28 protein-coding genes and 3 pseudogenes are annotated in these 25,214 nt (G+C 71.5%); 16 read left to right on the top strand and 15 right to left on the bottom strand.

From position 1 onward, the window contains the following. Positions 1-79: 79 nt before the first annotated feature. Positions 80-418: a DUF6233 domain-containing protein gene (locus ACS04_RS40375; RefSeq protein ID WP_425337809.1), complete on the bottom strand. Its 339-nt coding sequence runs from the start codon at positions 416-418 to the stop codon at positions 80-82. Positions 419-524: 106 nt separating this feature from the next. Next, a pseudogene (locus ACS04_RS40370) lies at positions 525-706 on the bottom strand (hypothetical protein); the annotation flags it as partial. 502 nt (positions 707-1,208) lie between these two features. Between ACS04_RS40370 and ACS04_RS04700 the strand changes: the two are divergent. After that, entirely contained in the window at positions 1,209-1,418 is a 210-nt protein-coding gene (locus ACS04_RS04700; protein WP_107438534.1) for a hypothetical protein, read from the top strand. A gap of 41 nt (positions 1,419-1,459) precedes the next feature. Here the strand turns inward: ACS04_RS04700 and ACS04_RS04695 are convergent, their stop codons facing one another. The 6 genes and pseudogenes from ACS04_RS04695 to ACS04_RS04670 all read right to left on the bottom strand — a co-directional run bounded on the left by ACS04_RS04695 (position 1,460) and on the right by ACS04_RS04670 (position 6,148). Next, positions 1,460-1,789 (bottom strand): DUF5994 family protein, encoded by a 330-nt coding sequence (locus tag ACS04_RS04695; protein ID WP_425337808.1) that lies wholly within the window; start codon positions 1,787-1,789, stop codon positions 1,460-1,462. Positions 1,790-2,022: 233 nt separating this feature from the next. Then, positions 2,023-2,226 carry a cold-shock protein gene (locus tag ACS04_RS04690; RefSeq protein ID WP_048475199.1) on the bottom strand — a complete coding sequence of 68 codons (204 nt, stop codon included), beginning with the start codon at positions 2,224-2,226 and terminating at the stop codon, positions 2,023-2,025. 213 nt (positions 2,227-2,439) lie between these two features. Further along, positions 2,440-2,732 (bottom strand): annotated as a pseudogene (locus tag ACS04_RS36035) (MerR family transcriptional regulator). 160 nt (positions 2,733-2,892) lie between these two features. Then, the gene (locus ACS04_RS04680) at positions 2,893-3,900 is read right to left on the bottom strand and encodes an HTTM domain-containing protein (RefSeq protein WP_078864419.1); all 1,008 of its coding nucleotides are present in this window, start codon (positions 3,898-3,900) and stop codon (positions 2,893-2,895) included. 130 nt (positions 3,901-4,030) lie between these two features. Next, on the bottom strand, positions 4,031-4,708 hold the full coding sequence (locus tag ACS04_RS04675; protein WP_245236276.1) for a DUF5819 family protein: 678 nt from the start codon (positions 4,706-4,708) through the stop codon (positions 4,031-4,033). A gap of 177 nt (positions 4,709-4,885) precedes the next feature. Beyond that, entirely contained in the window at positions 4,886-6,148 is a 1,263-nt protein-coding gene (locus tag ACS04_RS04670; RefSeq protein WP_048475196.1) for an ice-binding family protein, read from the bottom strand. A gap of 414 nt (positions 6,149-6,562) precedes the next feature. Between ACS04_RS04670 and ACS04_RS38845 the strand changes: the two genes are divergently transcribed. Further along, a complete protein-coding gene (locus ACS04_RS38845) occupies positions 6,563-6,853 on the top strand; it encodes a hypothetical protein (RefSeq protein WP_048475195.1) in 291 nt (96 codons plus the stop codon). Here ACS04_RS38845 and ACS04_RS04660 read toward each other — a convergent pair. After that, positions 6,850-7,365 carry a DUF5994 family protein gene (locus ACS04_RS04660; RefSeq protein ID WP_048475194.1) on the bottom strand — a complete coding sequence of 172 codons (516 nt, stop codon included), beginning with the start codon at positions 7,363-7,365 and terminating at the stop codon, positions 6,850-6,852. The genes ACS04_RS38845 and ACS04_RS04660 overlap by 4 nt on opposite strands. Positions 7,366-7,645: 280 nt before the next feature. On the opposite strand from ACS04_RS04660, the gene ACS04_RS04655 reads away from it, so the two are divergent. From ACS04_RS04655 to ACS04_RS04640, 4 genes are all read left to right on the top strand, one after another. Continuing rightward, positions 7,646-8,221: a DUF5994 family protein gene (locus ACS04_RS04655; RefSeq protein ID WP_048475193.1), complete on the top strand. Its 576-nt coding sequence runs from the start codon at positions 7,646-7,648 to the stop codon at positions 8,219-8,221. Positions 8,222-8,226: 5 nt separating this feature from the next. Beyond that, the gene (locus ACS04_RS04650; RefSeq protein ID WP_158977171.1) at positions 8,227-8,415 is read left to right on the top strand and encodes a hypothetical protein; all 189 of its coding nucleotides are present in this window, start codon (positions 8,227-8,229) and stop codon (positions 8,413-8,415) included. Positions 8,416-8,512: 97 nt separating this feature from the next. Beyond that, complete coding sequence (locus ACS04_RS04645) at positions 8,513-8,779, top strand: hypothetical protein (RefSeq protein ID WP_209441619.1); 267 nt, start codon at positions 8,513-8,515, stop codon at positions 8,777-8,779. A gap of 58 nt (positions 8,780-8,837) precedes the next feature. Beyond that, entirely contained in the window at positions 8,838-9,119 is a 282-nt protein-coding gene (locus ACS04_RS04640; RefSeq protein ID WP_048475191.1) for a hypothetical protein, read from the top strand. A 27-nt stretch (positions 9,120-9,146) separates the two neighbouring features. Here ACS04_RS04640 and ACS04_RS04635 read toward each other — a convergent pair whose 3' ends face one another. Beyond that, positions 9,147-10,415 carry an ATP-binding protein gene (locus ACS04_RS04635; RefSeq protein WP_048475241.1) on the bottom strand — a complete coding sequence of 423 codons (1,269 nt, stop codon included), beginning with the start codon at positions 10,413-10,415 and terminating at the stop codon, positions 9,147-9,149. Between the two features lie 425 nt (positions 10,416-10,840). Between ACS04_RS04635 and ACS04_RS04630 the strand changes: the two genes are divergently transcribed. The 3 genes and pseudogenes from ACS04_RS04630 (at position 10,841) to ACS04_RS38070 (ending at position 13,464) form a co-directional block, all read left to right on the top strand. Then, on the top strand, positions 10,841-12,040 hold the full coding sequence (locus ACS04_RS04630) for a PP2C family protein-serine/threonine phosphatase (RefSeq protein ID WP_048475190.1): 1,200 nt from the start codon (positions 10,841-10,843) through the stop codon (positions 12,038-12,040). A 261-nt stretch (positions 12,041-12,301) separates the two neighbouring features. Beyond that, positions 12,302-12,783: pseudogene (locus tag ACS04_RS04625) on the top strand (DUF5994 family protein). Positions 12,784-13,140: 357 nt separating this feature from the next. Beyond that, a complete protein-coding gene (locus tag ACS04_RS38070; RefSeq protein ID WP_048475189.1) occupies positions 13,141-13,464 on the top strand; it encodes a hypothetical protein in 324 nt (107 codons plus the stop codon). Between the two features lie 108 nt (positions 13,465-13,572). On the opposite strand, the gene exaC is transcribed toward ACS04_RS38070, so the two are convergent. After that, positions 13,573-15,096, bottom strand: coding sequence for an acetaldehyde dehydrogenase ExaC (gene exaC, locus ACS04_RS04615; protein ID WP_048475188.1), 1,524 nt, complete (start codon positions 15,094-15,096; stop codon positions 13,573-13,575). 54 nt (positions 15,097-15,150) lie between these two features. Beyond that, entirely contained in the window at positions 15,151-16,485 is a 1,335-nt protein-coding gene (locus tag ACS04_RS04610; protein ID WP_048475187.1) for a GAF domain-containing protein, read from the bottom strand. A gap of 248 nt (positions 16,486-16,733) precedes the next feature. Here ACS04_RS04610 and ACS04_RS04605 point away from each other — a divergent pair, with 248 nt between their 5' ends. Beyond that, on the top strand, positions 16,734-16,916 hold the full coding sequence (locus ACS04_RS04605) for a hypothetical protein (protein WP_048475186.1): 183 nt from the start codon (positions 16,734-16,736) through the stop codon (positions 16,914-16,916). A 41-nt stretch (positions 16,917-16,957) separates the two neighbouring features. Here the strand turns inward: ACS04_RS04605 and ACS04_RS04600 are convergent, their stop codons facing one another. Continuing rightward, entirely contained in the window at positions 16,958-17,413 is a 456-nt protein-coding gene (locus ACS04_RS04600) for an SAM-dependent methyltransferase (RefSeq protein ID WP_048475240.1), read from the bottom strand. Positions 17,414-17,456: 43 nt separating this feature from the next. Further along, positions 17,457-18,251, bottom strand: a complete 795-nt coding sequence (locus ACS04_RS04595) for a hypothetical protein (protein ID WP_048475185.1) — start codon at positions 18,249-18,251, stop codon at positions 17,457-17,459. Between the two features lie 135 nt (positions 18,252-18,386). Between ACS04_RS04595 and ACS04_RS04590 the strand changes: the two genes are divergently transcribed. Beyond that, the gene (locus tag ACS04_RS04590; RefSeq protein ID WP_048475184.1) at positions 18,387-19,301 is read left to right on the top strand and encodes an oxygenase MpaB family protein; all 915 of its coding nucleotides are present in this window, start codon (positions 18,387-18,389) and stop codon (positions 19,299-19,301) included. 66 nt (positions 19,302-19,367) lie between these two features. On the opposite strand, the gene ACS04_RS04585 is transcribed toward ACS04_RS04590, so the two are convergent. Further along, complete coding sequence (locus ACS04_RS04585; RefSeq protein WP_048475183.1) at positions 19,368-19,967, bottom strand: class I SAM-dependent methyltransferase; 600 nt, start codon at positions 19,965-19,967, stop codon at positions 19,368-19,370. A 157-nt stretch (positions 19,968-20,124) separates the two neighbouring features. Here ACS04_RS04585 and ACS04_RS04580 point away from each other — a divergent pair, with 157 nt between their 5' ends. The 5 genes from ACS04_RS04580 to ACS04_RS04560 are packed head-to-tail and all read left to right on the top strand — an operon-like array spanning position 20,125 to position 25,181. Then, positions 20,125-20,925, top strand: a complete 801-nt coding sequence (locus ACS04_RS04580) for an MHYT domain-containing protein (protein WP_048475182.1) — start codon at positions 20,125-20,127, stop codon at positions 20,923-20,925. A 50-nt stretch (positions 20,926-20,975) separates the two neighbouring features. Continuing rightward, a complete protein-coding gene (locus tag ACS04_RS04575; protein ID WP_048475181.1) occupies positions 20,976-23,693 on the top strand; it encodes a sensor histidine kinase in 2,718 nt (905 codons plus the stop codon). Continuing rightward, positions 23,693-24,136, top strand: coding sequence for a roadblock/LC7 domain-containing protein (locus ACS04_RS04570; RefSeq protein WP_048475180.1), 444 nt, complete (start codon positions 23,693-23,695; stop codon positions 24,134-24,136). The genes ACS04_RS04575 and ACS04_RS04570 overlap by 1 nt, the downstream gene beginning before the upstream one ends. 17 nt (positions 24,137-24,153) lie before the next feature. Next, complete coding sequence (locus ACS04_RS04565) at positions 24,154-24,534, top strand: DUF742 domain-containing protein (RefSeq protein WP_048475179.1); 381 nt, start codon at positions 24,154-24,156, stop codon at positions 24,532-24,534. Beyond that, complete coding sequence (locus tag ACS04_RS04560) at positions 24,534-25,181, top strand: GTP-binding protein (RefSeq protein WP_048475178.1); 648 nt, start codon at positions 24,534-24,536, stop codon at positions 25,179-25,181. The genes ACS04_RS04565 and ACS04_RS04560 overlap by 1 nt, the downstream gene beginning before the upstream one ends. The last annotated feature ends 33 nt before the right edge of the window (positions 25,182-25,214 follow it).

Raw genomic sequence — 25,214 nt, 5'->3', positions numbered from 1 at the left:
ATCTTGACGCGCGTGGAGCTCAGGAGGGCAGGCTTCGCGCGCAGAGCTGGGAGTCCCCCTCAGGGCCCGCCGCCACCGTTCAACGCCACAGCCCCGAGCAACCACTCACGGCCTGAGGCCTGGGGCGGTGTAGACGTCGCCGCCCGGGACGCCGAGGCCCGGACAGGGCTGCACCTGACAGGCATTGCCCTGTGGTCAGTCGCCGGGGGCGGGGCACGTCGTCCTCCTGGCCGTGCGTGAGGATCGGTATCTGCGCCTCGGCGGCGTCGCACACGGTGCAGGCCGTGGCCGTCGTGCTGGGCCGCGCGAGTACATAGAGTGCCTGCTTGGTGCCCAGCGGATGCGTTCGGTCGGTGGCCTTGGGGCAGCCCTCGGCGTGGACGGTGGTCGGCTGTCCGTGGGTGCGGTCGTCGAGCAGCCACGCCCACCGGGTCGGCGTCGAGGTACGGGCACGGGGGTGTGCGGGGACGCGGCCGAGGTCGACCCCGCGCAGCGGGCGCAGCTGCTCGGCGGTGACTCACTCGGCGAGAACGCGCGTTTGCGGCCGAGCGGCGCCCCGACCTTGCTGCCGGGAATCATGAACATCGCCATCACGAGGGCGTAGGCGGACCGCGCCCTGGATACCCGCCACAGTCGTGCCCACGTCCTCGGCCACCGTTTTCCGCGATGTCGGCAGGGAGAGGTACTGCCGAAAGTTCTGCAACAGCGCGGATCGTCCTGCTCACGTTCTCGGCCGGTCAGTTCCCGATGGCACTCGACGGCTCGGTCATGAACGTCTCGATCTCCGTCCCAGCCCACCCGGAGCGCGGATCCGCGACCTGTCACGCAGGTCAACCGATTAGCGGACTGCGCTACTCCATGCGGACGACTCCGATGCCTTCGGGCTTGTCGCGTGGGTGAGATTTTCGTCATCCGTTTCCATGACAAAGCCCCAGTTCACAGGCCTGGGGCCTTTCGTTGTCCAGAGCTTTCCGGGCTCTCATGCCATGCGCGTGGCACAAGTTCCCTCGCGGGGAGTCGGGTTGAGCCCCGGGGCTACTCGATGTCGGGTGGCTGCCGTCAGTCGCCCTTCCTGGTGGGGCCGACGGGCGGGCTGGGGCGTCATCCGTGTGCCTCGCTTCGCGGTCGACATGATGCAGGTCGTCGCGGTGCGTGTCAGCGTGATCGGAGAGCAATCCGTACCCCACGCATCGAGAGGAGTCGCCGTCATGGACGGTAGGCAGGACAAGCGTCAGGAGCCGGGCAAGGGGAGCGAGGCGCAGGAACACCGTCGCCCCGGGGATCCCGCGCAGCCCCAGCCCGGCCGGTCGTCCCGCGAGAAGGGCGAGAAGGGACACAAGCCCGGTCAGAAGGAGGTCTCGCGCCGCCGCGAGGACGATCTTCTGCGCGAGGAGGACCTGCACGACGAGGGGCTCTGATCGGTGCACCACTAGACCACTCGGCCGCTGAGGATTCGGGGTCAGCCCGCCGCGTCGGCGGGGCCGTCCTCAGGTTCGGGTGTGGTGGCGATGAGGATCTGAGTGGCCTGCGTGATGTTGTCGGCGCGGACGGCGCGGGCCATCGCCTCGTGGGCGGCTTCGGCGGTGGTGTCCGGGGGGACCACCAGCAGGGCGAAGTGGTCGTTGTGACCACGGGTGATGAGGACGGTGTCGTCGCCGACGGGGTCGGCGTCGAGGTGCACGACCTGGCCGTCGATGACAAGACGGGTCGGGATGTCCCGCCAGGCGGAGGTGTCCAGGCCGACCCGCGTGATGGGCCCGAGGTGCGCGGTCGGTGCCGTGATCAGCAGCGGGAAGGGAGTTCGGCGAGATGCGGCCCGCTGTCCGGCCGCCAGCCCCCTCGGCCCATCCCCCGTCTCGACACGGATGAGGGCCGAACAGCAGCAGCTGCACGACCCATATCGCGTGCGCCTCGGATCCTGCCGACGTCGCCGGACAAGTCCGGCGACCAGCTGTTCGGGCCGGGCTGCATGAGGCAGCCCGCACGCCGAACGCTGATTGGTCCGCAGGTGGGTGGGAAGAGTCAGGCCGGGGTGATGTTCTCGGCCTGCGGACCCTTCTGGCCTTGGGTGACGTCGAACGTCACGGTCTGGCCTTCCTGGAGCTCGCGGAAGCCCGAGGAGTTGATCGCGGAGTAGTGGGCGAAGACGTCCGGCCCGCCGCCGTCTTGGGCGATAAAGCCGAATCCCTTCTCCGCGTTGAACCACTTCACAGTTCCCGTAGCCATGTCACATGCCTCCAGTCGATGACGCCTCCCGCTTGCTGCGGAAGGCAGAGGTGATCGCCCTGGTTCCTGCGGCACAGCACAGCAAAACGCCCACGCCGAAGGTGTGGGCAAGGGGAATTTCCGAACCACGACAGCTGACGCAGACGGTACACGTCCACACGCCCTGTCCCAGGGACAACGACCACGCGTCAGGCCCTGGACGTGCGTGCGGATCTACCCATACTGGCGCATCCACCTCAGGCTGCGGTAGCTGGGTTCGGCGGCGCGGCGGTATTCAGCGTTGAGGCGCTGGCATCTTCGAGCCGGTCCTCGAGGATGACGATGCGGCAGGTGGCCTCGATGGGGGCTCTGGTCGGCGAGTTCCCGGGCGCGGGCGGCAATGCGCAGTTGGTGGCGGGAGTAGCGGCGGTGTCCGCCGGCGGAGCGGAGCGGGTGATGAGGCGGCCTTCGCCGATGGCGCGGAGGAAGCTCTGGGTGGTGCCGAGCATTTCTGCGGCCCGGCCCATGGTGTAGGCGGGGAAGCCGTCGTCATCGAGATGGCCGAATGAGTCGTCTGCTGTCGTTTGATAGCCGTGCGTCCCCCGCCTGGCTGCACTGCCGCAGCTCGCAGTCGAGACGGGCCTGGGGGCCCTGGCCCCGGGCCGCCCGGTAGGCGTTCGGTCATCGCTATGTGCGAGGGGAGGCAGCGCGCTGCCGCGAGCCGGGCAGGCCGGTCCTGCCCTGCTGCGGTACCGATCCGGATCCCGGCCCCCGGGACACCGGCCGCGACGCGCCGGTTCGCCGTGTCGCGCGGCGGCACAGGTGAGCCAGGGAGGTGTAAAAGCGGTCAGGAAGGAACACGGCGTCCGCCACGATCATCGCTCCGGAGAAGAGAGGCAGCCCCATGACCACCGCGATGCCGACGTGCATCCCCAGCAACATGGCCAGAACCGGGTACTTGAGCCTGCCGAAGAGCACGAACGGGAAGGCCACTTGCAGGAGTACCGTCGCGTAGCTGGCGACCGCGATCAGGACCGCGTAGTCGTCCGCAAGGTGGGAGAGCGCGGGCCAGGGCTGGAAAAGTTCGAGGTTGAGGACGTAGTGGAGGGCGGTGCCGCCGACCCAGGAAGCGCCCTGGACCTTGTACAGGCCGGCTGACCCGTAGAGGAAGCAGACCTCTGCCGCCATGACGAAGATGCCGCAGTTGTGCACGACCGTCGTCAAGGTGCTCCGTGCTTGACGGAGTCGGGGCGAAGCGAATCTTCTCGCCCGTTCGGGATCGTCGCCCGCACGAGCCGTCTTGAGACGGTTCCTGCGTGCGTCCAGGGACCAGCGGCGACCGCACGCGGTGAAGACGAGGTAGACAGCCATCAGCAGAATCAGATTGTCGCCGCCGTCCGTCATGAAGATCGCTCTTGCATGGAACGAGGTCACCACGATGGCGAACAGGACGGACATGGCGCGGGTCCGCCACCCCAGCATGAACAGCGCGGAGGTGAAGAGGGCCGTCACATAGCAGAGTTCGAAGTAGGCCGGGCTGTCGGAGAGGGTCAGGATGCTGTTCCAGCCCGTCTGTGCGAAGAGCTGCTCCGCAAGCGCGGGCGTCCACGGGGAGCCGGGGCCCCAGATCTCGTGACGGTGCGGGAATTCACGCAGAAGGAAGACCAGGTAGAGCATTCCGTAGCCGGCGCGCATGACCGACACGGCGTACAGGGACACCGGCCGGCCGGTCAGGAGCGCGACGAACCGCTGGGCTGCGCCCGTGGTTCTCCGGTCGGCGGTGCCCCCCGATGCAGCTGCCGTGGAGGGGGGCTGGGTGATGTGCTCAGTTCCCACGGGGGGTCACCTTCCACCAGGGCAGAAGCCGCTCTTCGGCGGGCGTCGGCGGGCGGTTGCCCGCTGCTGCGCCCTGCGCGGCGACGGGCAACGTGAGGACACGAAGCTGGATGAAGCCGAAGGTGGCGCCTTGGTCGTGGGCGGCGACCCGGTCCGCAGCGATGTTGCGCAGGTACTTCTGCATCATCACGGCGCGATCCGAGTCTGTCCTGTCGTCTGCGCCGTGCGTGTCGACGTAGGAGGTCCAGGCGCGGCGCAAGAGATTCTGTGTCGTATGGCTCGGGAACACGTTGTGTTTGACCGCGGAATTGTCCACGGCTGTCAGATCGACCCAGCTGCTCACCTGAGTCGCACCGTCCGGGGCAGTGCGTGCGGTTCTCGCGAGAATGCGCCGGTTGACGGAGTCGGGATCCGGGGCGAAAAGCCGCCAATTCTGCTCGAAGAGGGGGTACACCCATGCGTTGATCTGTGGGCCGTACCGCTTCGAGACGGCATTGGGGGGAGCCACGTGGAGGAACACCAGAACCACATGGGTCAGAGTCGTCGCCAGGCACAGGGCCACGACGGTTCGCAGTAGCACTGCCAGTTGACGGGAACGCCGGGGTTGCCGGCACGGCGTGGCCGCTTCATCGTGACGCGCCCGGGGGGCCGGATCAGAATCGGACACCCGGAGTTCCTTCACGGCCGCTGATTCAATTCTGCTCGACATCGGCCCACCCTGTCTTTCTCATATCAACTGCTCGCGTCTGGGTTTCCCGCTGGATCCGGCGGCGGCGCACGACGGAGTCGAAAGGGCTCCGCCGCGCGCCGCTGTCCGGTGAGCGGACCTCGTGCAGTCCGCTGGCTAGCCCTCGGTGCTCATGGGCTTGCTGCCGTATCCGTAGTCGTGGTCGTAGTGCTCGCCGTAGCCCGGCTTGCCGGGCTTCTCGCCGTGCTCGTGGTCGGGCTTGCCGGGCTTCTCGCCGTGCTCGTGGTCGGGCTTGCCGGGTCCCTCGCCGTGCTCGTGGTCGGGTTTGCCGCCGTGCTGGTGGCCGGGCTTGCCGCCGTTCCCGCCCGTGACGTTCCCGCCGGTGATGCTTCCACCGGTGGTGTTACCGCCCGTGGTGTTCCCCGCGGTGCTCGCTCCCGTCGTATTGCCCGCGACGTTCCCCGAGGTGTTGCCGGAGATGTTCCCCGAGGTGCCGCCCGTCACGAGGCTGGCGATCGGGCCGCCCAGGAGGCCGCCTCCCGTCGTCACGCCACCGAGCACGCCGCCAAGGACGCCCGAGGTCGCACCCGAAGTCGTGGTGCCGGTCGTGGTGCCGGTCGTGGTGCCAGTCGTGGTGCCGGTGGTGGTGCCGGTCGTCGTTCCACCCGTGCCGCCGGTCGCGCACGTCCCGAGGAAGATCCGGTTGTTGTCGAGCGTCACCTCGCCGTTACGGGCCAGCGCCCGGCCCTCGATGTTCGCCCTCGTTGTCACGAAGATCGAGGTCAGAGCCATGATGGTGCCCACGAAGGTGGAGTCGGTACCGAGGGTCGCCGAACTCCCGATCTGCCAGAACACGTTGCACGCCGAAGCGCCGTTCGTGAGCAGGACCCGGCTGGAGGATGCCGTCGTCAGGGCTTCCGGAATCTGGAACACCCACACCGCGTTGGGGTCTCCCCCGGCGTTCAGGATCAGGTCGCCGGTGAGTCCGACACCGGACGTAGCCTTGTAGACGCCCGGAAGCAGCGTTTGGCCCGCGCCGATCCCCGCCGCAAGTGCGAAGTCCTGGGCCTGACCCGCCGCATTGTTGTACGCCACGGTCAGATCGCTCTTGGCCTGGAGGGCCGCAGCGTCCGCTGCGTGCACGGCACCGAGCACCAGGCCGGGCGGGAACCCGGTGATGGCCGGGTTCGGGTGCGTCCCGAGATCGTGGCTGATCACTGAGGGGCCGGTGTTGGTGACTCCCTGACCTGCCAGAACGGAGTAACTGGCGGTCGTGCCCAGAGGTACGGGTGTTGCGATGGCCGACGCCGGCGTCGACGTCGTGGCGACCATCGCAGCGGCAACTGTTGCGGCAAGGGCCGAGGCCAGCCAGCCGGACAGAGGACGGAGTCGAGCCGCTTGAGGAAATCTCAGCTTCATCGAGAGGCCATTTTCTGTGGGGGCCGTGGCGTGCCGGGCCCTAACCGATTGCCCGGGAAGCCGTACTAGTGAGATGGCATATTACGCGGGCAATTGGGTGCACCGATTTCAAGCGGCAGGGCGAGGCCCGTGATTGAGGACGGAGCACCGTAATATGCGCCCTTAATATCTGAGTTCATATGGATGGTCATCCGATGTCATGCCCGGGCGTAGGGGTGTCATTACCCCTATGTGGGCCATCGGCCTCAAATCAGTCCGACAATCCCACCCCGGCGCACATGTGAAAGTGCCGCCATTCCAGTGATTCGACGAGATCTGGAGTGAGTGGGCGTGGCGGCAACAAGGAAACCCGCACCGTACCGTTACCTGGGTGAAAGCATTCGCCCATCAATATGTCCCTTTCCTGCCTGGACCATGCTCGCGCACCAAAGCGACCTCTTCGACCCTCTGATGCCGGATGGGGCGAGTGGCGCACACTCCCACCGGTGCACCGAGAAGGCTCTGGACCTGCTCCGACCGACGGTGCTGTTCCCGGCGAGACCCCGCCTCGCCCATACGACGGAGCGTTCCGAGGCCCTGCGGGCCCCCTGGATGCAGTGGTATCCGAACACCCAGCTGGAGGTGCTCCCGAACACGGGGCACTACGCACCGGAAGAGTCCGCCGAGGCCGCCGCCGCGGCCGTCGAGCCGTACCTCGGCCGCTAAGGCTTCGGGAAGACCGCCGGGTCGGTGGGGCCGCCGCCCGTGCATTCGGTTGTGGTGGCGATGAGGATCTGTGCGGCCTGGGTGACGTTGTCGGCGCGGACGGCGCGGGCCATCGCTTCGCGGGCGGCGTCGGCGGTGGTGTCCGGGGGGACCACCAGCAGCGCGAAGTGGTCGTTGTGGCCGCGGGTGATGAGCACGGTGTCGTCTCCGACCGGGTCGGAGTCGAGGTGCACGACCTGGTCGTCGACAACCAAGCGGGTAGGGATGTTGTGCCAGGCGGTGCCGTCCAGGCCGATCCGTTCGATGGGCCCAAGGTGCCCGGTCAGCGCCGTGATCAGGGCGGGCAGCTCGGTCTCGATGTCGCGCGTGCGCGGCCACCACGCACCGTCCAGGAGCCCCTCCCGGGACCGCGTCGTCTCCAGCCGCAGCAGGGCCGTACCCGGTTTGACCGCCTGGTGGATCTCATCTGGCAGGAGCAGCGAGGAAGGGTGGGGGATGTCGGAGTCAGCCATGTGGGTCCGCCCGTCTACGGGTGCTGCGGTACTGCGTCACAGGTCAGCATGGGTGCCGGTCGGGCGACGTGCGCGGGCCTGTCGTCCTTTCACGGTACTCCCGCCGCCCGCTCCGCCGCCCGCCGGAAAAATGCCTGGTCAGATCGGCCATGGCCAGCCGAACAGGCGTACAGTGAAAGCACCGGGAGTACTTCGCACACCGGCTTTCACGCGGGTGTCATTTCCGGCGATCGCCTAAAAACCGGACTGCTGACGGGCAGTCCGGGGGCAGGTCCACTCCATGACCACCACCCTCGACCGGACCGCGCCCCGCGACCTCGCCGCAGTAGTCCCGGCCCGCTTGTCCCTCACCCCCAAGACCACCCTCGCCGGTCAGCTGGACGGGGCCTGGTGGCCCCACTCACGTGACCTCGAAGCCGAGCTTCCGGCGCTCGCCGCCGCACTGGACGAGGCCTGGGGGCGCATCACCCGCGTCACCGTGAATCCCGCCCGCTGGCCGGTCATCCCCCACACGGTTGCTGTGGACGGGCGGACGCTGCACGTGGGCTGGTTCACCGAGCAGGACCCTGACAAGCTGATCCTGCTCTCCTACACCGTCGGCCGCTGGGACCTCCTCGTCATCCCGCCCGAGACCGAGCCCGCGGCCGCGGCCCGGCTGATGGCCGCCGCCGCGATCCCTGGCAGCGTCCTGGCCGCAGACGTCCTGATGGCCAACGAAACCGTCATCGGGCGCGGCATCCGCGACGCCCGCCGCCGGGAAGCCACCTGGGAGGGTGAAGGCGGGGCCTGCATGTCCCCCTTCGGGGAGCCGATGGGCCGAAGCGCCCTGCCGCTGTCCGGAAACGGGTGGAGGTGAGCTCCGTGGAGACCGTCGTCCTCATCGCGGTGATCATCTTCATGATCGGCATCGGGATGCGCTGGATCCACCTGCTGAACGCCCAGCACGATGCGCGGATCGAGGCCTACCGCTTCAGCGACCCCCTGCCGAGGCCTCCCGGCCTGCCGGACGACACCGGTCGTCGAGCCCACCACACGGGTGCCGACCGGTGAGGAACAGACCTTCCTCCGACCGGGGGCAGCGGGCGGGACGCCTCGGCGCCCCGCATCCGCCGGCCTCCTCACCCACTCAGAAAGGGAACACGCCTACGTGAAGTTCATCGAGACCCAGACACTGCCCTCGCTCGGGCACGCCGAGGTCCGGATCATCGCGCACACGCCCGAAGCCGCCCGAGCGGTCGCGGAGGCGCTCCGCCGCTGTTTCGCAGGCGCGGAACAGCGCAGCTACCCCGCCCTCGACGGCGACACCCGCCTGCACCTCACCGTGGACACGGCGACACCCGCGAGCCTCGACCGCTCCCGGCCTGCCGCCATCAGGCCCTCCGCCGGCACCGGCGCACACTCCGACGAGATCTGAGAAGCCCCGACCGGCACCAGAGCCCACTCCACCCCCCACACACACAAAGGACGCGGTCATGGCCACACTGCGCGAACGCAAGACCTACCGCGACCAGGTGCTCCGGGTCCTGTACGAAGCCGTCGAGGGCAACCGCCTCCTCGGCACCACCGGAGCACAGCTGCGGCGCGACCTCCACGTACCGGAACAGGACCTGGCCGCCGCCTGCACCTACCTGGCGGGCGAAGGACTGATCACCGTCGACTGGGAACCCGGCAACACCCCGGCGATGGTCACCCTCACCCACGAGGGAATCCGGCACATGGAGGCCGAGGAGGAAGGGACGGCGGGCTCGGCCTGATCCGAGAGACAGGCCCCGACACAGGTCCTATACACGGGCGAACTTCTCGGTCTGCTGGGCGAACTCCTGGGCCATGGCCGCGCTGACCGTGGGCCTGGTTTCGCCGATGGTGCGCAGGTAGTCCTCCGTGGTGGGGCGGGCCCGGGTCCCGGTGTCGAAGGTGTGCTCGAACTGGACTTGGGAGACGGTGCGTGCCACATGGGCGATGTCGGCGGGGGTGAACCCCTCGCTGGTTGACGCCAGCGCCGCACTGTCGGCCTGCGCTCCCGCCCGGGTCAGGTAGCTCTCCCACAGCGCAGTCCTCGCGCGCTGGTCCGGGGGGCCGATCGGCAGGACGTAGTCGAAACGGCCGTGCCGTAGGAACGCGGAGTCGAGGGTGGTCACGTCGTTCGTGGCGCAGACGAGAAGCCTCCCGTCCTGGCCCCGGAACCGGACGATCGCCTTGAGCAGTTCGTTGACGACGCCGACCGCGGTCGCGTCCGCACCGCTCCGGGTTCCGGCGATCTCCTCGACCTCGTCGATGAAGACCAGGACGTGGTCGAGCCCGGCGATCTCGTCGAAGCGCCGGTACAGCCCGCTCGCCAGCCCGTACTCGGCGGCCAGCCGGGCGGGGAACAGTTCGAGGAACGGCCATTGCAGGCGGCTGGCGATGGCGTGCGCGAACGTGCTCTTCCCCGTCCCGGGCGGTCCGAACAGCATCACCGCCCGTGGCAGCTCCACGCCGTGCTGGGCGGCCATTTCGGGATGGGCCAGTGGCAGGACCAGGCGCCGCTCGATGAGCTCCTTCTCCTTCTGCATGCCGGCGACCTTCTGCCACAGATTCCCGGGCGGCAGCTCCGCTCCCAGCGACGCGAGCATGCTGACCGCCTGAGGGGTCACTCGCCCACGCTTCTCGAAGAAGACCAGGCCCGGACGGGCCTCGAAGCCGCAGTTGTGCAAGGCGGTGGCGCCGGTCTCGCCGTCGGGCAGGACGGCGTGCACGGTTCGGACGCCACCGGCGAACAGCCGGTGCTCCAGGGCCGTGATCAGGTCGCTGCCCAGACCCTGGTGCCGCCAGGCGGGCGCCATGCTGATGCGCAGGATCCACGCCCGTTCACCGTCCACCCTGCTCACCACGGCGCCGACCACCACGTCGTCCGCGGTGGCCACCACCGCCGGGTGGAGGGCCTGGAGGGCCGCCACGGCGTCCGAGAGCGGAAAGAGCGGTGGCTCTTCGGCCGTGCCGCTCTCGGCGTCGACTCGGAGTACCGATTCGAGATCGTCCTGGGCGTAGTCCCTGACATGCCAACCCGTCATGATCAGCTCCGCGTGTTCGGCCGTACTCCCATCATCGGCCGATGTGCGCGGGACGCGCCCGTCGGCCTTCAGACCGGCGGCACTGGACGGCACAGCGGCACCTCACGGGGGCAGACCCCGCCGTGGCTGCTGTCCTCCGCTCCGCGAGGAAGCCCCAGGTCAGCGACGGGGTGGTTTGTCGCCAGGCGGCTCCCTTCTCACCACCGCGGGCCGGAAACACCTGGTTGCAACCGGTCAGCCTCCGCCGACGCGCGACGAAACCCGGCCGCGCAAGCCCTGCGTGAGCCGGCCCGCCGGGGATCCGGGTCGTGAAGGCCGCCGGGCACGGAAGCCGTGTGGCGTGCCCGGTCGCCGGGGAGCATCCTGGAAGCCACGCCGCCCGTGCAGCCCGGACGTCGGCCCGCCGCCCGGTTGGAGGCAACAGGATGACCGTCGGAGGCCGCGCGGACCCGGACCGCTCGGAGAGCTTCGGGGAGGAACTGCTCGGGCTGCTCCTGGACGGGGCGCACGAGCTGCCGCCCCATCTGGTCGGCCCGCTCGTCGCCGAGACGGTGGCCCGGATGGGGGGCCGCGCATCACAGATCCTGCTCCAGGACTACGGACAGCAACAGCTGGTCCCCCTGCCCGCCGGCGGCGTGGCCGCCGGTGAACCGCAGCCCATCGACCGGTCCGAAGCCGGCCGGTGCTTCCTGGAGTCACGCCCCGTCGAAGTCCTGACGCCCGATGGCATACGGGTCCACCTGCCCCTGCTGGACGGCGGCGACCAAGTGGGGGTACTCGCGGTCACCCTGGACGTGGTCGACGAAGAAACCCGCCGCCTCCTGCGCAGGATCGCGGGCCTGGTTGCCGACCTGCTGCAGACCAAGAACGGTTACACGGACCTCTTCTTCCGGACCCGCCGCAGAGAACCGATGAGCGTGGCCGCGGAGATCCAGTGGTCCCTGCTGCCGCCGCTGTCGATGGTGATGCCGCACGTCGCGGTCGCCGGAGTCCTGGAGCCCGCCTACGCCGTGGCGGGAGACAGCTTCGACTACGCCCTGAACGGCGACGTCCTCCATCTCGCCATGGTCGATGCCATGGGGCACGGCCTGGACGCGGCCACGATGGCCACGGTGGCCATCGGCGCGTACCGTCACGCCCGCCGGATCAGCATCGAACTGTCGGAGATCTACCTCTTCATGGACCGGGCCGTCGCCGAGCAGTTCGACCCGGACCACTTCGTGACCGCCCAGATGATGCGGCTGGACACGGACACGGGGCGCCTCCAGTGGGTCAACGCGGGGCATCCCGCGCCCATGCTGATCCGCGCGCACCGCGTCGTACGCCGTCTGGACAGCCCCACGACCCTCCCCATCGGCTTCGGAGGGGCTCAGCCACAGGTCAGCGCGGTGGCGCTGGAGCCCGGCGACCGCGTCCTCTGCTTCACCGACGGCCTGATCGAAGAACATAAAAGCGGGCAGGAGCAGTTCGGCGAGACGCAGCTGATCGACTGGGTGCACCAGCTGGAGCAGGCCGACCACGGGATCCGCACGGTGGCCCGGGACCTGTCTCACACCCTCAAGCGGGCACGCGGCGAAGTCACCTCGGACGACGCCACCCTCGTCCTGGTCGAGTGGCGCGGATAACGGAGCGCGTGGGCACCTCGTCCCCAGGCGTCGCAGCCCAGGCCGACTTTCGAAGCCCCTCGTTTGACCCCGTCGCGGAGTAGGCTGGGATTACCGGGAGTAACTCGTGCATCCGCGACCACGCGGACGTCGTTTCCGGCGATCAAGACATTGCACCGCCCGGCAGGGCGGTCCGGGAACGAGTCCGCGATCATGACTACTACCGCTTCCCTGTTCTCCGCACGTTTGGCCCTGACACCGAAGACCGCCCTCGCGGGCCTGTTGGACGGCGCGTGGTGGCCCAGGTCCCGCGATATCGTAGCTGAGCTTCCGCCGCTGGTCGACGCGCTGGAGGGCCGCTTCGGACGCATCACACGCGTCGCGGTGAACCCCACCTGCTGGCCCGTCGTCCCGCACAAGGTTTCGTCGCAGGGCACATCGTGCACGTGGGCTGGTTCACGGAACAGGATTCCGACAAGATGATCCTGCTCTCCTGCGCCGTCGGTCGCTGCGACCTGCTGGTGATCCCGCCCGAGGCCGAGCCGACCGCAGCAGACCGGCTCATGACCGCCGCCGCCCTCCCCGGCAACGTCCGGGCCGTCGGCACCCTGATGACCGACGAAGCCGCGAACGGCCTCCGCATCCGAAACGCGCGAAGGGGCGAGGATGCCTGGGAGACCGATGGCGGAACCCCCGCGACGCCCCGTCGGCACCCCGTCGTCGGAGCACGGATGATCCCGCTGCCGTGGAACATGCGGAGGTGACCGGCCGTCGCCTTCGAGAGCAACGCGCTCGCCGCATCGGTACTGCGAGCCCGGGGGGAAGTCCTGCTCGCCGAGGGCGATGCGTCCGGCGCGTCCGCGTCCTTCACCGATGCCGTCCGGGCCTGGAACGAGGTCGGCGCCCCCTACGAGACGGCCGAGTGCCGGCTCCGGCTCGCGGACGCCCAGCGGCCCTGGGCAACCTCCGGGCCGGGATCTTGGAGCGGGAGGCGGCGCGCACCGAGCTCGATCGGATCACCCGAGCTTCCACGACCGAGGAGCCGCGGACGGACACAGCCGAGCAGGACTCCTTCGTCCGGGAGGGCGACTACTGGAGGGTCGTCTTCGAACGGCCGGAGCGTGACCGCACGCGACAGCAAGGGCATGCACCACCTCGCCCGCCTGCTCGCCGCTCCGGGCCGGGAGTTCCACGTCCTCGACCTCGCCGCCGCCGACACCGCCGACCCTGACACCGCAGCCAGGCGCGCCCTCGCCGGCGACGCCGGTCCCCTCCTGGACGCCCGCGCCAAGCAGATGTACCGTCGGCGGCTAGCGGAGATCGACGACGACAATCGGCAGGCAACCTCGCCCCTGTTCGTCACCGATCCCGCCCTGCCGGACATGGACACCCTCCACCACGGTTGGGTGCGGGAATCACGACGCCTTACGGACTGCCGCCGCTGATCAGCCGCAGCGGGAGAGGGCCGGCCCTCGGTCCGCGACTTCACGGGTGATGGAATGAGCGTTGCCTGGAGGGTGGCAACACCCCCTCCAGGCAACCTTCTTCCTGCTCTAGAAGAGGCCCAGCTTCTTGGGGGAATAGCTGACCAAAACGTTTTTCGTCTGCTGGTAGTGGTCCAGCATCATCTTGTGGGTCTCGCGACCTATGCCTGACTGCTTGTAGCCTCCGAAAGCGCTGTGGGCCGGGTAGGCGTGGTAGCAGTTCGTCCAGACGCGGCCCGCCTGGATCGCGCGGCCCGCGCGGTACGCGGTGTTGATGTCGCGGGTCCAGACGCCCGCGCCCAGTCCGTACGCCGTGTCGTTGGCGATCCGTACGGCGTCGTCGAAGTCCTGGAACGAGGTCACGGACACCACCGGGCCGAAGATCTCCTCCTGGAAGATCCGCATCCGGTTGTCCCCCTCGAAGACGGTCGGCTGAACGTAGAAGCCCCCCGCCAGGTCGCCGCCCAGGTCGTGCTTCTCACCGCCCGTCAGGATCTTCGCGCCCTCCTGCCGGCCTATCTCCACGTACGACAGGACCTTCCGCAGCTGCTCCTCGGAGGCCTGCGCCCCGATCATCGTGTCCGTGTCCAACGGGTGCCCCGGCACGATCAGTTCGGTACGGGCCACGGCCGCGTCGAGGAACTCCCCGTACCGGCCGCGCTCGATCAGCGCGCGCGAGGGGCTCGTGCACACCTCGCCCTGGTTGAGGGCGAACATGGTGAACCCCTCCAGCGCCTTGTCCCGCAAGTCGTCGTCCGTCGTCCAGATGTCGTCGAAGAAGAGGTTGGGGCTCTTGCCGCCGAGTTCGAGGGTGACGGGCTTGAGGTGCTCCGCCGCGTACTGCATGATCAGGCGCCCCGTGGACGTCTCCCCGGTGAAAGCGATCTTCGCCACCCGCGGGCTGGACGCCAGCGGCTTGCCCGCCTCCTCGCCGAAGCCGTTCACGATGTTCACCACACCCGGCGGCAGCAGGTCCGCCACCAGGCTCAGCCAGTAGTGCACCGAGGCCGGAGTCTGCTCGGCCGGCTTCAGCACCACCGTGTTCCCGGCCGCCAGCGCCGGAGCCAGCTTCCACACCGCCATCAGGATCGGGAAGTTCCACGGGATGATCTGCGCGACGACGCCCAGCGGTTCGTGGAAGTGGTAGGCCACCGTGTCGTCGTCGATCTGGCTCAGCGCCCCCTCCTGGGCGCGCAGCGCACCCGCGAAATAGCGGAACTGGTCGATCGCCAGCGGCACGTCGGCGGCGAGGGTCTCCCGGACCGGCTTGCCGTTCTCCCAGGTCTCCGCGACCGCCAGGGCCTCCAGGTTCCGCTCCATCCGGTCGGCGATGCGCAGCAGGACCGCGGACCGCTCGGCGACCGGGGTGCGGCCCCAGGAGGGCGCCGCCGCGTGCGCCGCGTCGAGCGCCCGCTCCACGTCCTCGGCCGTACCGCGCGCGACCTCGGTGAAGGCCTGGCCGGTGACGGGGGAGGGGTTGGCGAAGTACGCGCCGAGGGCGGGCTCGACGTACTCGCCGCCGATGAAGTGGCCGTAGCGGGACGCGTACGACATGAGCGCGCCTTCGGTACCGGGCGCAGCGTAACGGGCCATGGTGTCCTCCCCTTGCCGGGCGCCGGCCGCCGTCGGACAGCGCTGGGGAGGAGGCTAGGAGCGGGCAGGTTGCGGATACGTTGCACGGCGCGGCGGCGCGGCCGCCCCAGCCCCCGCGCGCGCCGGAGCGGGTCCGGCGCCGAGTTCCTCGTCCAGGGCCCGTACGCGGGCCAGCGCGGCCGGGCGTCCCTCCGGCGGCAGCGCTTCGGCCAGCGCCCGCCAGGCCGCCGCGTCGTCCGCGCCCCACGCGGTGCACACCCAGTCGGTCAGCAGCCCCGCGTCCGCCCGCGCGATCACCGCGGCCCGTGCCTGGTCCTCGATCCGGCGCCGCAGCCGGACGATGCCCGGCGCGGTCGAGCCGGGGAGCAGCGGGCCCGCGTAGTGGTGGAGGGCGGCAGAGACGGCGCCGGCCGCCAGGTGGCGGGCCACGACGGTGAAATCCGCCTCCAGCGGCGCCGCCGTTCGGTACGGGCGTGCGAGGGGGGCCCGGTCTCCCAGCACTCCGCGCAGCCGTGACATTTCGGCGCGCAGGGTCACCGGTGACACGGACTCGTCCTCGTACAGCGCGATCGCCAGCTCCTCGCCCGACAGGCCCGCCGGATGGTGGGCCAGGAGCGCCATGATCTCGCTGTGCCGTCTGCCCAGGCGGATCGTGGCGCCGCCCCCGCCGGCCAGCAGGGCCTCGTCCCGGCCGAGGGCGACCAAGGTGTCCCCGGCGGCCTGCGGGACCGGGTCCAGCAGCGCCAGCTGGGTCTCCGCGGCGCGGGCCACCGCCCGGACGAAGGCCAGGGAGTGCGGGTGGGCGAGGCCCTCCCCGCCGGTGATGTCCACCGCGCCGAGCAGCCGGCCGGTCCGGGGATCGCGCACCGGAGCCGCCGCGCAGGTCCAGGGGTGGACCCGGCGGCTGAAGTGCTCGGCCCCGAAGACCTGGACCGGCTCCCCGACGGCGACCGCCGTGCCGGGGGCGTTGGTGCCCATCGCAGTCTCCGCCCAGCGGGCGCCCGGTACGAACCCGAGCCGCTCCGCACGGCGCAGCGTGCCCGGCTCGCCCTCCACCCAGAGCAGACTGCCCCGCGCGTCGCACACCGCCAGCAGATGGGCTCCGTGCGCCGCGAACGCCCCCACGAGGTCCCGGAACACCGGCATCACCCGTGCCAGCGGGTGCTGCGCCCGGTACGAGCGCACTTCCGCCTCCGCCAGTTCCACCTCGGGCGCGGACTCCGGGCTGACCCCGGCGCGGTCGCACCGCCGCCAGGACGTGGCGATCACCGCCCGGACGGGATCCTCCACCCGCCCGTCCCGCGCGAACGCGGTGTGCGCCCGCCGCAGGACGCGCATGCGCTCGACGGGATCGGCCCCGCCCGGCAGTGCCACCGACGGACCGTCCATTCGCCCTCCCGGGGTGCCGCGGTATCCGGAGCGCCCCATGGTGGTGCCGGTGCCGGGCCCCGGCAAGGGGCCGTGTCGGCCACGGTGCCACGGTGCCACGGTGCCACGGTGCCACGGCGCCGCGGCGCCGTGGCCGGGGGTGGCGGCCCGGTCGCGTTCGGCCATGCCGCTCGGGCGGCCGGGAACGCCGGCTCGCGGCGGCGCGTTGGGGGGGGGTAGTGGACGACGACAGGTGGAGGTGTCCGCAGATGTCCAAGCGCGGCAAAGTCGCGGTTGCCGGAGTCGCGGCAGCCATCGTGTTGTTCTTGACGGTCGGGTTCTGGGCGGGACTGCTGGTCCTGATCGGCGTGCCGGCGGCCGCCTACCTGCTGCTGGACTCCTCCCAGCGGCGTCGTCTGCGGGGCATGTCCAGGAAGCAGCTGGGCCGCTGAGCCGAAGGCGCGGGCTGCCGGGCGGGTCAGGAGCAGTCGCGTCAGTAGTAGTCGCGCATCAGGGCCGTCGCCCACGGGGGCTGGCGGAGTTCACCGCGCGGGCCGAATTCGGCCATGTACGGCTTCAGGTCCAGCACCGGGGTGCCGTCCACCGCGTCCAGGCCCGCCACGTGCACGTCCAGGCCGTCCACCTCCAGGATCCGGCAGCGGGAGACCCCCAGCCGGTTCGGCCTGTTCTTGCCGCGCTGGGCGAAGATGCCGACCAGCGGCCAGTCCGGGTTGCCCCGGGGATGCCGCGCGCCCGTCTCGATCTTCTCCACCGGAACCCGGTCGAAGTGGTAGACGACCTCCAGGTGTGAGAAGTCCGCCAGCCCGTACAGCGCCTCCGGGCCGAACCGCCCGGAGTCCACGCGGATCACGGCCGTCTCCCGCCCCCAGTCGTCGTCGACCGCCTCCGCACGGCCGCCCACCACCACGGCCACCGGCTCCGATTCCACCAGCACGGCTTCTCCCTCGGTTCAGGCCCGGCCCGGGCCCGGTTCAGGCCGGGCGTACGGCGACGCGGTCCAGCGCCGCGAGCAGCTCCGGCAGTTTCGGCAGGCCGAGATCGGGATCCCCGTCGCGGGGTACCGCAAGGACCTCGCCCGGCTCCTCGTCCAGCAGGACGAAGGCGGCGTCGCCGGTCCGCGCGACGAGCGACCACCCGGGGCCGTCGACCCGCAGCGTCCGCACGCCCTCGTCCGCGAACGAGGACCGGACCCGGCCGGGCGGCGGCGGGCTCTGCGCGTACGCCATGGCCTCCCGCAGCGCCCGCGCGAGCCCGGGGTGCGCCGCGGCGGCCGCCCCGCCGTCCGCCGCGACCTGCTCGCGCCAACCGGTCCACTCCCGGGCGATCTGGTCCGCGCCCATCCGCCGCTGCACGGGCCCCCACACCTCGGCGGACGGCGGTGCCAGCGGCACCCGCCCGGTGCCGTCGGCGCCCTGCTCCGGGTCGTGCGGCTCCGGGACGCCCGGCGCCGCCACCGACAGGGCCAGCGGCCAGCCCGCCAGCGAGACCACGATCGACCGCTCGTCGGGCGAAAGGTCGTACTCCATGCCGCAGTCCCAGGAGGCGATCGCCATGGCCACGAGCGAGACGTCGTCCACGACGACCGTCCAGCGCGCGCCCTCCTCGTCCTGGCCGAGCACCAGCCCGTAACCCTGGGCCGCCGGCTTCACGCCCAGCAGCGAGCAGGCCTCCGGGAAGTCGTCTCCCAGGATGCTCGGAAACTGCGCGGGGGTCAGCAGCACGGCCGTCAGCACATAGAGCGAACCGCCCCCCTCCTCGTCCGTCACGTGGCCTCCCGGTCGCTCTCTCGTCGGCGCACCCTAACCAGCGGGTAACCCCCGCGTCGAGAGGCGGCGGCCGTCGATTTCCAAGGCCGCCACCTGCACGTAGAGTTGGCAGCCCGCCACAGAAAGGGACACCCGGTGCAGCGTTACGACCGGCTGAGGGAGATCCTCCGTCTGGACCCCGACAAGGACTTCCTCGCCATCTACCGGCTCACCGCCACCTACGAGTTCCCCTGGGACTTCACCCGCGCCCTGGAGCTCGCCCTCTTCCGCACCTACGCCGTCCCCGCCATCGGCAGCCTGCTCGCCGAGACCGCCGAGTTCACCGAGCGCACGCAGAAGCGCTACGACGACACCTCGCTGCTCCTCGACGCGGTGATGGAGCACGGGTTCGAGAGCGACACCGCGCGCACCGCGATCCGCCGCGTCAACCAGATGCACCGCGCCTACGACATCACCAACGAGGACATGCGCTACGTCCTGTGCACGTTCGTGGTGATTCCGGCGCGCTGGCTGGACGCCTACGGCTGGCGCCCGCTGACCCACCACGAGCGCCGCGCCGCCGCGAACTACTACGCCGAACTCGGCCGACACCTGGGCATCAAGGAGATCCCGGACTCCTACGAGGAGTTCGAGAAGACCCTCGACGCCTACGAGGAGGCCCACTTCGGCTGGGACGAGGGCGGCCGCAAGGTCGCCGACTCCACCCTCTCCCTGATGGCCTCCTGGTACCCGGCGCCGCTCGCCCCCGCCACGCGAGCACTGGCCCTTTCCCTCCTCGACGAGCCGCTGCTGGCCGCCTTCCGCTACGAGAGCCCCCACCCGCAGGTCAAGCGGCTGTTCAGGGGTGCCCTCAAACTGCGCGGGCGCGCCGTCCGGCTGCTGCCGCCCCGCAAGGCCCCGCACTACGCCCGGCAGAATCCGGAGATCAAGGGCTATCCCCACGGCTACGACGTGGGCGAGCTCGGCACGTTTCCGGTGCCCGGCTCGGGGGGATGCCCCGTACCCCATCCGCGCCGCCCGGCCGGGGCCGAGGCTCAGCCCCCGGCGTGATCCGGGGCGCCTCCTCGCGTTCCGGGGCAGGTGCCGACGTACGAGGTGTGTGCGGTACGGGGCCGCTCAGGCGCGGCGCAGCGCGAGCGCCAGGAAGCGGGCGTCCTCGTCGGCGTACGAGATCAGGTCCCAGCCCGAACCGGCGAGCAGCGGGCGCAGGTTGTGCTCGGCCCGCATGTCGTCCGGCGTCAGCTCCCGGCCCTGCCGCGCCGCCAGCGCGGCCCGCCCGATCGGGTGGAACAGCGCGAGGCGGCCGCCGGGGCGGACGACCCGGGCGAGCTCGCGCAGATCGGCCTCCGGGTCGGGCAGGTGCGCGATCAGCCCGGCGGCGAACACGGCGTCGAGCGCCCCGTCGCGCAGCGGCAGCCGGGACACGTCCGCGAGGAGCAGTACGCCCTCGGCGTCCCGCCCGGCGCGCCGCGCGGCCGCCAGCATCTGCGGGGTGAGGTCCGCGCCGACCACCGTCCCGGCCGGGCCGACGGCGGCGCGCAGTGCGGCCAGCGCCCGCCCGGTGCCGCAGCCCGCGTCGAGTACGCGGTCTCCGCGGCACAGGCCGAATTCGGCCACGGCCGTCGCGAAGGCGGGCCCGTCCGACGGGAACTTCCGGTCCCAGTCGGCGGCGCGCGTCCCGAAGAACTCCTGCACGTGCGTGTGGTCTTCGCTCATGTGGACATGATCCCCCATGGGCTCCGCGCGGTGCGTGTGCAAGGTGGCACGTGGCGTGATCGAAGCAGGGCGCGGCTCTGTCATATTCCAGCAGTTCCAGCTGCTTTCGAAATGCTCCCCCTGTTCGCGCCCTCACCCGGACTAGCGTCCCGGGGCCATGGGACACCTCGACCACGCGGCCTATGGATGGCTGACACCCGTACTGTCATACGTGATGGCGTGCATCGGCTCCGCCCTCGGGCTGCGCTGCACCGTCTGCGCGCTCGCCGCGACGAGCGGATCCTCCCGCCGCAACTGGCTCCTCACCGCGGCCTCCGCCATCGGGACCGGCATCTGGACGATGCACTTCGTCGCGATGCTCGGCTTCAACGTCACCGGCACCGAGATCCACTACAACGTGCCGCTGACCATGCTCAGCCTCCTCGTCGCCGTGCTCGTCGTCGGCGCCGGGGTGTTCGCCGTCGGATACGGCAGGGCCCGCGCCCGGGCCCTGTTCCTCGGCGGGCTCACCACCGGCCTCGGCGTCGCCAGCATGCACTACCTCGGCATGGCGGCCCTGCGACTGCACGGCAGCGTCTCGTACGACCCGCTCATGGTCGGGCTCTCGGTCGCCATCGCGGTCGTCGCGGCCACCGCCGCGCTGTGGGCGGCGCTCAACATCAAGTCCCCCGTCGCCGTGGCCTTCGCCTCGCTCGTCATGGGCGTCGCCGTCAGCAGCATGCACTACACCGGGATGCTGGCCGTCGCGGTCCGGGTCGTCCCCTCGGAGCAGGCCCTGTCCGGAGCCACCGCGATGCAGTTCATCTTCCCGCTCGCGGTCGGGCTCGGCTCGTACCTGTTCATCACCTCCGCGTTCGTCGCGCTCTCCCCGACCGCCGACGAGCGCGCCGCCTCCGCGTCGGCCGCCCGGCACCTGGGCCGCGGGCAGGCGCCGACGCCGGCCGCGCAGGCCCGCTGAACCGCCGCCCCGCACCGCCCCGCTGGACCGCACCCCCGAACGAGGAGCCCATGCGCACACCCCGCAGACCACCGGCAGCGCCGCCGCAGCTGCCCGTGCCCCCGGCGCGCGGCCGCCGGGCCCACGCCGGACCGCCCGCCGAGGAACCGGCGGCCAGGAAGGACGGGCCGGCGGACGGCCCCCGCCACCCGGCGACGGCTGCCGCCTCCGACGGCGGGACCCGACGGACGGGGGCGCGGGCGAGGCTGCGTCCCGCCTCCGTCCGCGCGAAGGTCCTCTCGCTCCTGATGGTCCCGGTCGTCTCCCTGCTCGCCCTGTGGGGCTTCGCGACCGTCAGCACCGCCCAGGACATCGCCCGGGTCACGCGCGCCCAGCGCGTCGACGAGCAGATACGCACGCCCGTCGCGGCCGCCGTCACCGAGCTCCAAGCCGAACGGCGCGCCGCCGTCCGCTACCTGGCCGACCCGGCCTCCGACCAGGGCGCCGCACTCGAACAGCAGGCGCGGCGCACCGACGCCGCCGTCCGGCGGCTGCGGCTCGGCGACCGCTACACCGTCGCCGAGTCCGGCGACCACCGTACCGATGTCGTGATCCGCGTCGGGGCCTTCGTGGCCGCGGCGGAGGGGCTCGGCGCCACCCGCAAGGACGTCACGGAGCGGCGTGCGACGCCGGACGCGGCGTACGAGGCCTACACGGGCGTGGTCGACAGCGCGCTCGCCGTCGACGGCTCCCTCACGGGGGGAACGGGGGCCGAACTGGGGCCCGAGGCCCGCGTCCTGCTCGAGTTCGTCCGTGCCGGGGAACTCCTCTCCCGCGAGGACGCACTGATCGCCGCGCCCGGCCCGCGCACCGCCGAAACGCTTCGGCGCCTGACCGGCCTCATCGAGACCCGCCGCACTCTCACGGCGGCCGTCGCCGAAGACCTGCCCGCCGCCCAGCGGGCGGCCTGGCAGTCCGTCGCGAAGAGCGCCGCCCATGCCGAGCTGACCGCGGCGGAGGACCGGGTGCTCACCGGCTCGTCGGCTACGGGAACGGCCAAGGAGACGGCCACCGGATCCGCCAAGGAGGCCGCCACCGGACCGGCCAGGGACGCGGCGAAGGACCCGGCCAGGGATGCGGCCAAGGACCCGGCCAGGGACACCGCGAAGGACCCGGCCAAGGACGCGGCCAGGGAGGCGACCCGCGGCGCGCCCGCGGGCTGGGACGGCGCGTACGCAAGCGTCGGCACCTCGATGCGCGAGATCGCCGCCGCCGCCCACGCCGGAGCCGTCGACCGCACCGACCCCCTGGCCCGGGGCCTGCTCAGCCCCGCCGGAGCCGCCGTGGTGCTCGGCCTCGCCGCCGTCGCCGCCTCCCTCGTCATCTCCGTGCGCATCGGCCGGGCCCTCGTCGTGGAACTCGTCTCGCTGCGCAACACCGCCCTGGAGATCGCCCACCGCAAGCTCCCGCACGCCATGGACCGCCTGCGGGCCGGCCAGGACATCGACGTCGAGGCCGAGACCCCGCCCCCACCACCCGCCGACGACGAGATCACCCAGGTCGGCGAGGCCCTGGCCACCGTCCACCGGGCCGCCCTCGGCGCGGCCGTCGAGCGCGCCGAGCTCGCCAGCGGCGTGAGCGGCGTCTTCGTCAACCTCGCCCGCCGCAGCCAGGTCCTGGTCCACAAACAGCTCACGCTGCTCGACTCGATGGAGCGGCGCGCCGACGACCCCGGGGAACTCGGCGACCTCTTCCGCCTCGACCACCTCACGACGCGCATGCGCCGGCACGCCGAGAGCCTGATCATCCTGTCGGGCGCCGCGCCCGGCCGCGCCTGGCGCATGCCGGTCCCGCTGACCAACGTGGTCCGGGCCGCCGTCTCCGAGATCGAGGACTACCCGCGCGTCGAGGTCCCCCGGCTGGCGGAGGCCGCCGTGCTCGGCGGCGCCGTCGCCGACCTCACGCACCTGCTCGCCGAACTCATCGAGAACGCCACCCAGTTCTCCCCGCCCCACACCAAAGTCCGCGTCAGCGGCGAGCCCGTCGGCGCCGGATACGTCCTGGAGGTGGAGGACCGCGGGCTCGGCATGGGCCCCGAGTCCCTGCGCGAGGCCAACCGGCGCATCGAGCAGTCCGAGGCGCTCGACCTGTTCGACAGCGACCGGCTCGGGCTCTTCGTCGTCAGCCGGCTCTCGGCCCGGCACGGGGTGCGGGTGCACCTGCGCACCTCCCCGTACGGCGGCACGACCGCCGTGGTGCTCCTGCCCAACTCCCTGCTCCAGGGCGCCATCGAGACCGGCTCCGTCCCGGCCCCGGCTCCGGAGCGGGAGGCGGCGTTCGAAGCCCCGGCGCCACCGCGGGAGCACAGGGAGCACAGGGAGCACCCGGGGCACCGGGAGCCGGCGCCGCAGCCCCCGGCCGCCATGACGGTCGTACGGGAGGAGCCGCGCCGCCCGGCGGTACGGGAGGAACCGCGCGGCATCACGGCGCCGGAGCGCAGCCCCGCGGGGGAGGAGGAGCCGCGGCCGGCCCCGGTGGCGGCCCTGCGGCCGCGGGCACCCGACGCCCCCGAGGTCGCCGAACTGCCCCGCCGCGTACGCCAGGCGAGCCTGGTCCCGCAGTTGCGGGAGGCCCCCGCCCCCAAGGACCCGGCCGAGGCGGGCCTGCCCGAGGACCCGCCGGGGCGAAGCCCGGAGCAGGTGCGGGACCGGATGGCCTCGTACCGGGCCGGCTGGGTCCGAGGCGCCCAGGAGAGCTCCCCCCACGCAGGCAGCGAAGGAGAAGTGTGATGATCGAGCACCAGAGATTCAATCCCGACGGAATCCGCAGGTCCGGCGAACTGGACTGGCTGCTGGACGATCTGGTGGTCCGGATCCGCGAGGTCCGGCACGCCGTGGTCCTGTCCAACGACGGCCTGGCGGTGGGCGCGTCCAGTGCGCTCAGCCGGGAGGACGCCGAGCACCTGGCCGCTGTCGCCTCCGGCTTCCACAGCCTCGCGAAGGGCGCGGGGCGGCACTTCCACGCCGGGGGCGTGCGCCAGACGATGGTGGAGATGGACGAGGGTTTCCTCTTCGTCGCGGCCGCCGGGGACGGCTCCTGCCTGACGGTGCTGAGCGCGGCCGGCGCCGACATCGGGCTGATCGCGTACGAGATGGCCCGGCTCGTGAAGCGGGTCGGGGAGCACCTGTACACCCCGTCCCGGTTCGCGGCGCGGCCGCCGGCCGCGGGCTGAGAGCGGCGGTCCGGTACATGAACGGGCAGTGGTACGACGCCGACGCGGGCCCGCTCGTCCGCCCGTACGCCATGACGGGCGGGCGGACGAAGCCGGGGCCCCACGGGGTCCGCTTCGACCTGATCGCGCTGGTCGTGGTGGACGGTGACGGCGGGGACGCGGCGGCCGAGTCGCTGCTCGGCCCCGAACACCGGGCGCTGCTCGGGCTCTGCCGGTCCGAGACGCAGTCGGTGGCGGAGCTCGCCGCGGACGCGGATCTTCCGGTGGGCGTGGTGCGGGTGCTGCTCGGGGACCTGCTGGAGGGCGGGCACGTCAGGGTGAGCCGGCCGGTGCCGCCCGCCCGTCTGCCCGACGAGCGAATTCTGCGTGAAGTCATCGAGGGATTGCGAGCGCTGTGATGGGACAACACCAGGACGGACCGGGTGGACCGGAAGCGGATCCCGAGGAGGACGGGGAACTGGCCGCGCTCGCGCTGAAGATACTCGTGGCGGGCGGCTTCGGGGCCGGCAAGACGACGCTGGTCGGCGCGGTCAGCGAGATCCGGCCGCTGCGGACGGAGGAACTGCTCAGCGAGGCGGGCGAACAGGTCGACGACACGGGCGGGGTCGCCCAGAAGACGACGACCACCGTGGCCATGGACTTCGGGCGGATCACCATCCGGTCCGGACTGTCGCTCTATCTGTTCGGGACCCCGGGGCAGGACCGGTTCTGGTTCCTGTGGGACGAGCTGTCGCAGGGTGCGCTGGGCGCCGTGGTGCTCGCCGACACGCGCCGGCTGGAGGACTGCTTCCCGGCGGTGGACTACTTCGAGCACCGCCGCATCCCGTTCGTGGTGGCCGTCAACTGCTTCACGGGCGCACGGCGGTACGGGGCGCACGAAGTGGCGCGGGCGCTGGACCTGGAGTCGGGGACTCCGGTGGTGCTGTGCGACGCGCGGGACAAGGATTCGGGGAAGGAAGTGCTGATCAGGCTGGTCGAGTATGCCGGGCGGGTGCACACCGCCCGGCTGCTGGACTCGGTGGAGCCGCAGGCCGATTCCGTGTGAGCGGCGGCCGGGCGCGGCGGGGGGCGGCCGGCG

This window comes from Streptomyces roseus (assembly GCF_001044425.1).
Classification (GTDB): Bacteria; Actinomycetota; Actinomycetes; order Streptomycetales; family Streptomycetaceae; genus Streptomyces; species Streptomyces roseus.
Note: the sequence above shows the minus strand (reverse complement) of the source record. Positions and strands in the feature narration are given on the sequence as shown.

Excerpts from the sequence above, each read along its gene's own strand:
- ACS04_RS04700 (WP_107438534.1), top strand. The coding sequence starts at position 1,209 with ATGGACGGTAGGCAGGACAAGCGTCAGGAGCCGGGCAAGGGGAGCGAG.
- ACS04_RS04690 (WP_048475199.1), bottom strand. The coding sequence starts at position 2,226 with ATGGCTACGGGAACTGTGAAGTGGTTCAACGCGGAGAAGGGATTCGGC.
- ACS04_RS04680 (WP_078864419.1), bottom strand. The coding sequence starts at position 3,900 with ATGCGCGCCGGCTACGGAATGCTCTACCTGGTCTTCCTTCTGCGTGAA.
- ACS04_RS04670 (WP_048475196.1), bottom strand. The coding sequence starts at position 6,148 with ATGAAGCTGAGATTTCCTCAAGCGGCTCGACTCCGTCCTCTGTCCGGC.
- ACS04_RS38845 (WP_048475195.1), top strand. The coding sequence starts at position 6,563 with ATGCTCGCGCACCAAAGCGACCTCTTCGACCCTCTGATGCCGGATGGG.
- ACS04_RS04660 (WP_048475194.1), bottom strand. The coding sequence starts at position 7,365 with ATGGCTGACTCCGACATCCCCCACCCTTCCTCGCTGCTCCTGCCAGAT.
- ACS04_RS04655 (WP_048475193.1), top strand. The coding sequence starts at position 7,646 with ATGACCACCACCCTCGACCGGACCGCGCCCCGCGACCTCGCCGCAGTA.
- ACS04_RS04640 (WP_048475191.1), top strand. The coding sequence starts at position 8,838 with ATGGCCACACTGCGCGAACGCAAGACCTACCGCGACCAGGTGCTCCGG.
- ACS04_RS04635 (WP_048475241.1), bottom strand. The coding sequence starts at position 10,415 with ATGACGGGTTGGCATGTCAGGGACTACGCCCAGGACGATCTCGAATCG.
- ACS04_RS04630 (WP_048475190.1), top strand. The coding sequence starts at position 10,841 with ATGACCGTCGGAGGCCGCGCGGACCCGGACCGCTCGGAGAGCTTCGGG.
- exaC (WP_048475188.1), bottom strand. The coding sequence starts at position 15,096 with ATGGCCCGTTACGCTGCGCCCGGTACCGAAGGCGCGCTCATGTCGTAC.
- ACS04_RS04610 (WP_048475187.1), bottom strand. The coding sequence starts at position 16,485 with ATGGACGGTCCGTCGGTGGCACTGCCGGGCGGGGCCGATCCCGTCGAG.
- ACS04_RS04605 (WP_048475186.1), top strand. The coding sequence starts at position 16,734 with ATGTCCAAGCGCGGCAAAGTCGCGGTTGCCGGAGTCGCGGCAGCCATC.
- ACS04_RS04585 (WP_048475183.1), bottom strand. The coding sequence starts at position 19,967 with ATGAGCGAAGACCACACGCACGTGCAGGAGTTCTTCGGGACGCGCGCC.
- ACS04_RS04580 (WP_048475182.1), top strand. The coding sequence starts at position 20,125 with ATGGGACACCTCGACCACGCGGCCTATGGATGGCTGACACCCGTACTG.
- ACS04_RS04575 (WP_048475181.1), top strand. The coding sequence starts at position 20,976 with ATGCGCACACCCCGCAGACCACCGGCAGCGCCGCCGCAGCTGCCCGTG.
- ACS04_RS04570 (WP_048475180.1), top strand. The coding sequence starts at position 23,693 with ATGATCGAGCACCAGAGATTCAATCCCGACGGAATCCGCAGGTCCGGC.
- ACS04_RS04565 (WP_048475179.1), top strand. The coding sequence starts at position 24,154 with ATGAACGGGCAGTGGTACGACGCCGACGCGGGCCCGCTCGTCCGCCCG.
- ACS04_RS04560 (WP_048475178.1), top strand. The coding sequence starts at position 24,534 with ATGGGACAACACCAGGACGGACCGGGTGGACCGGAAGCGGATCCCGAG.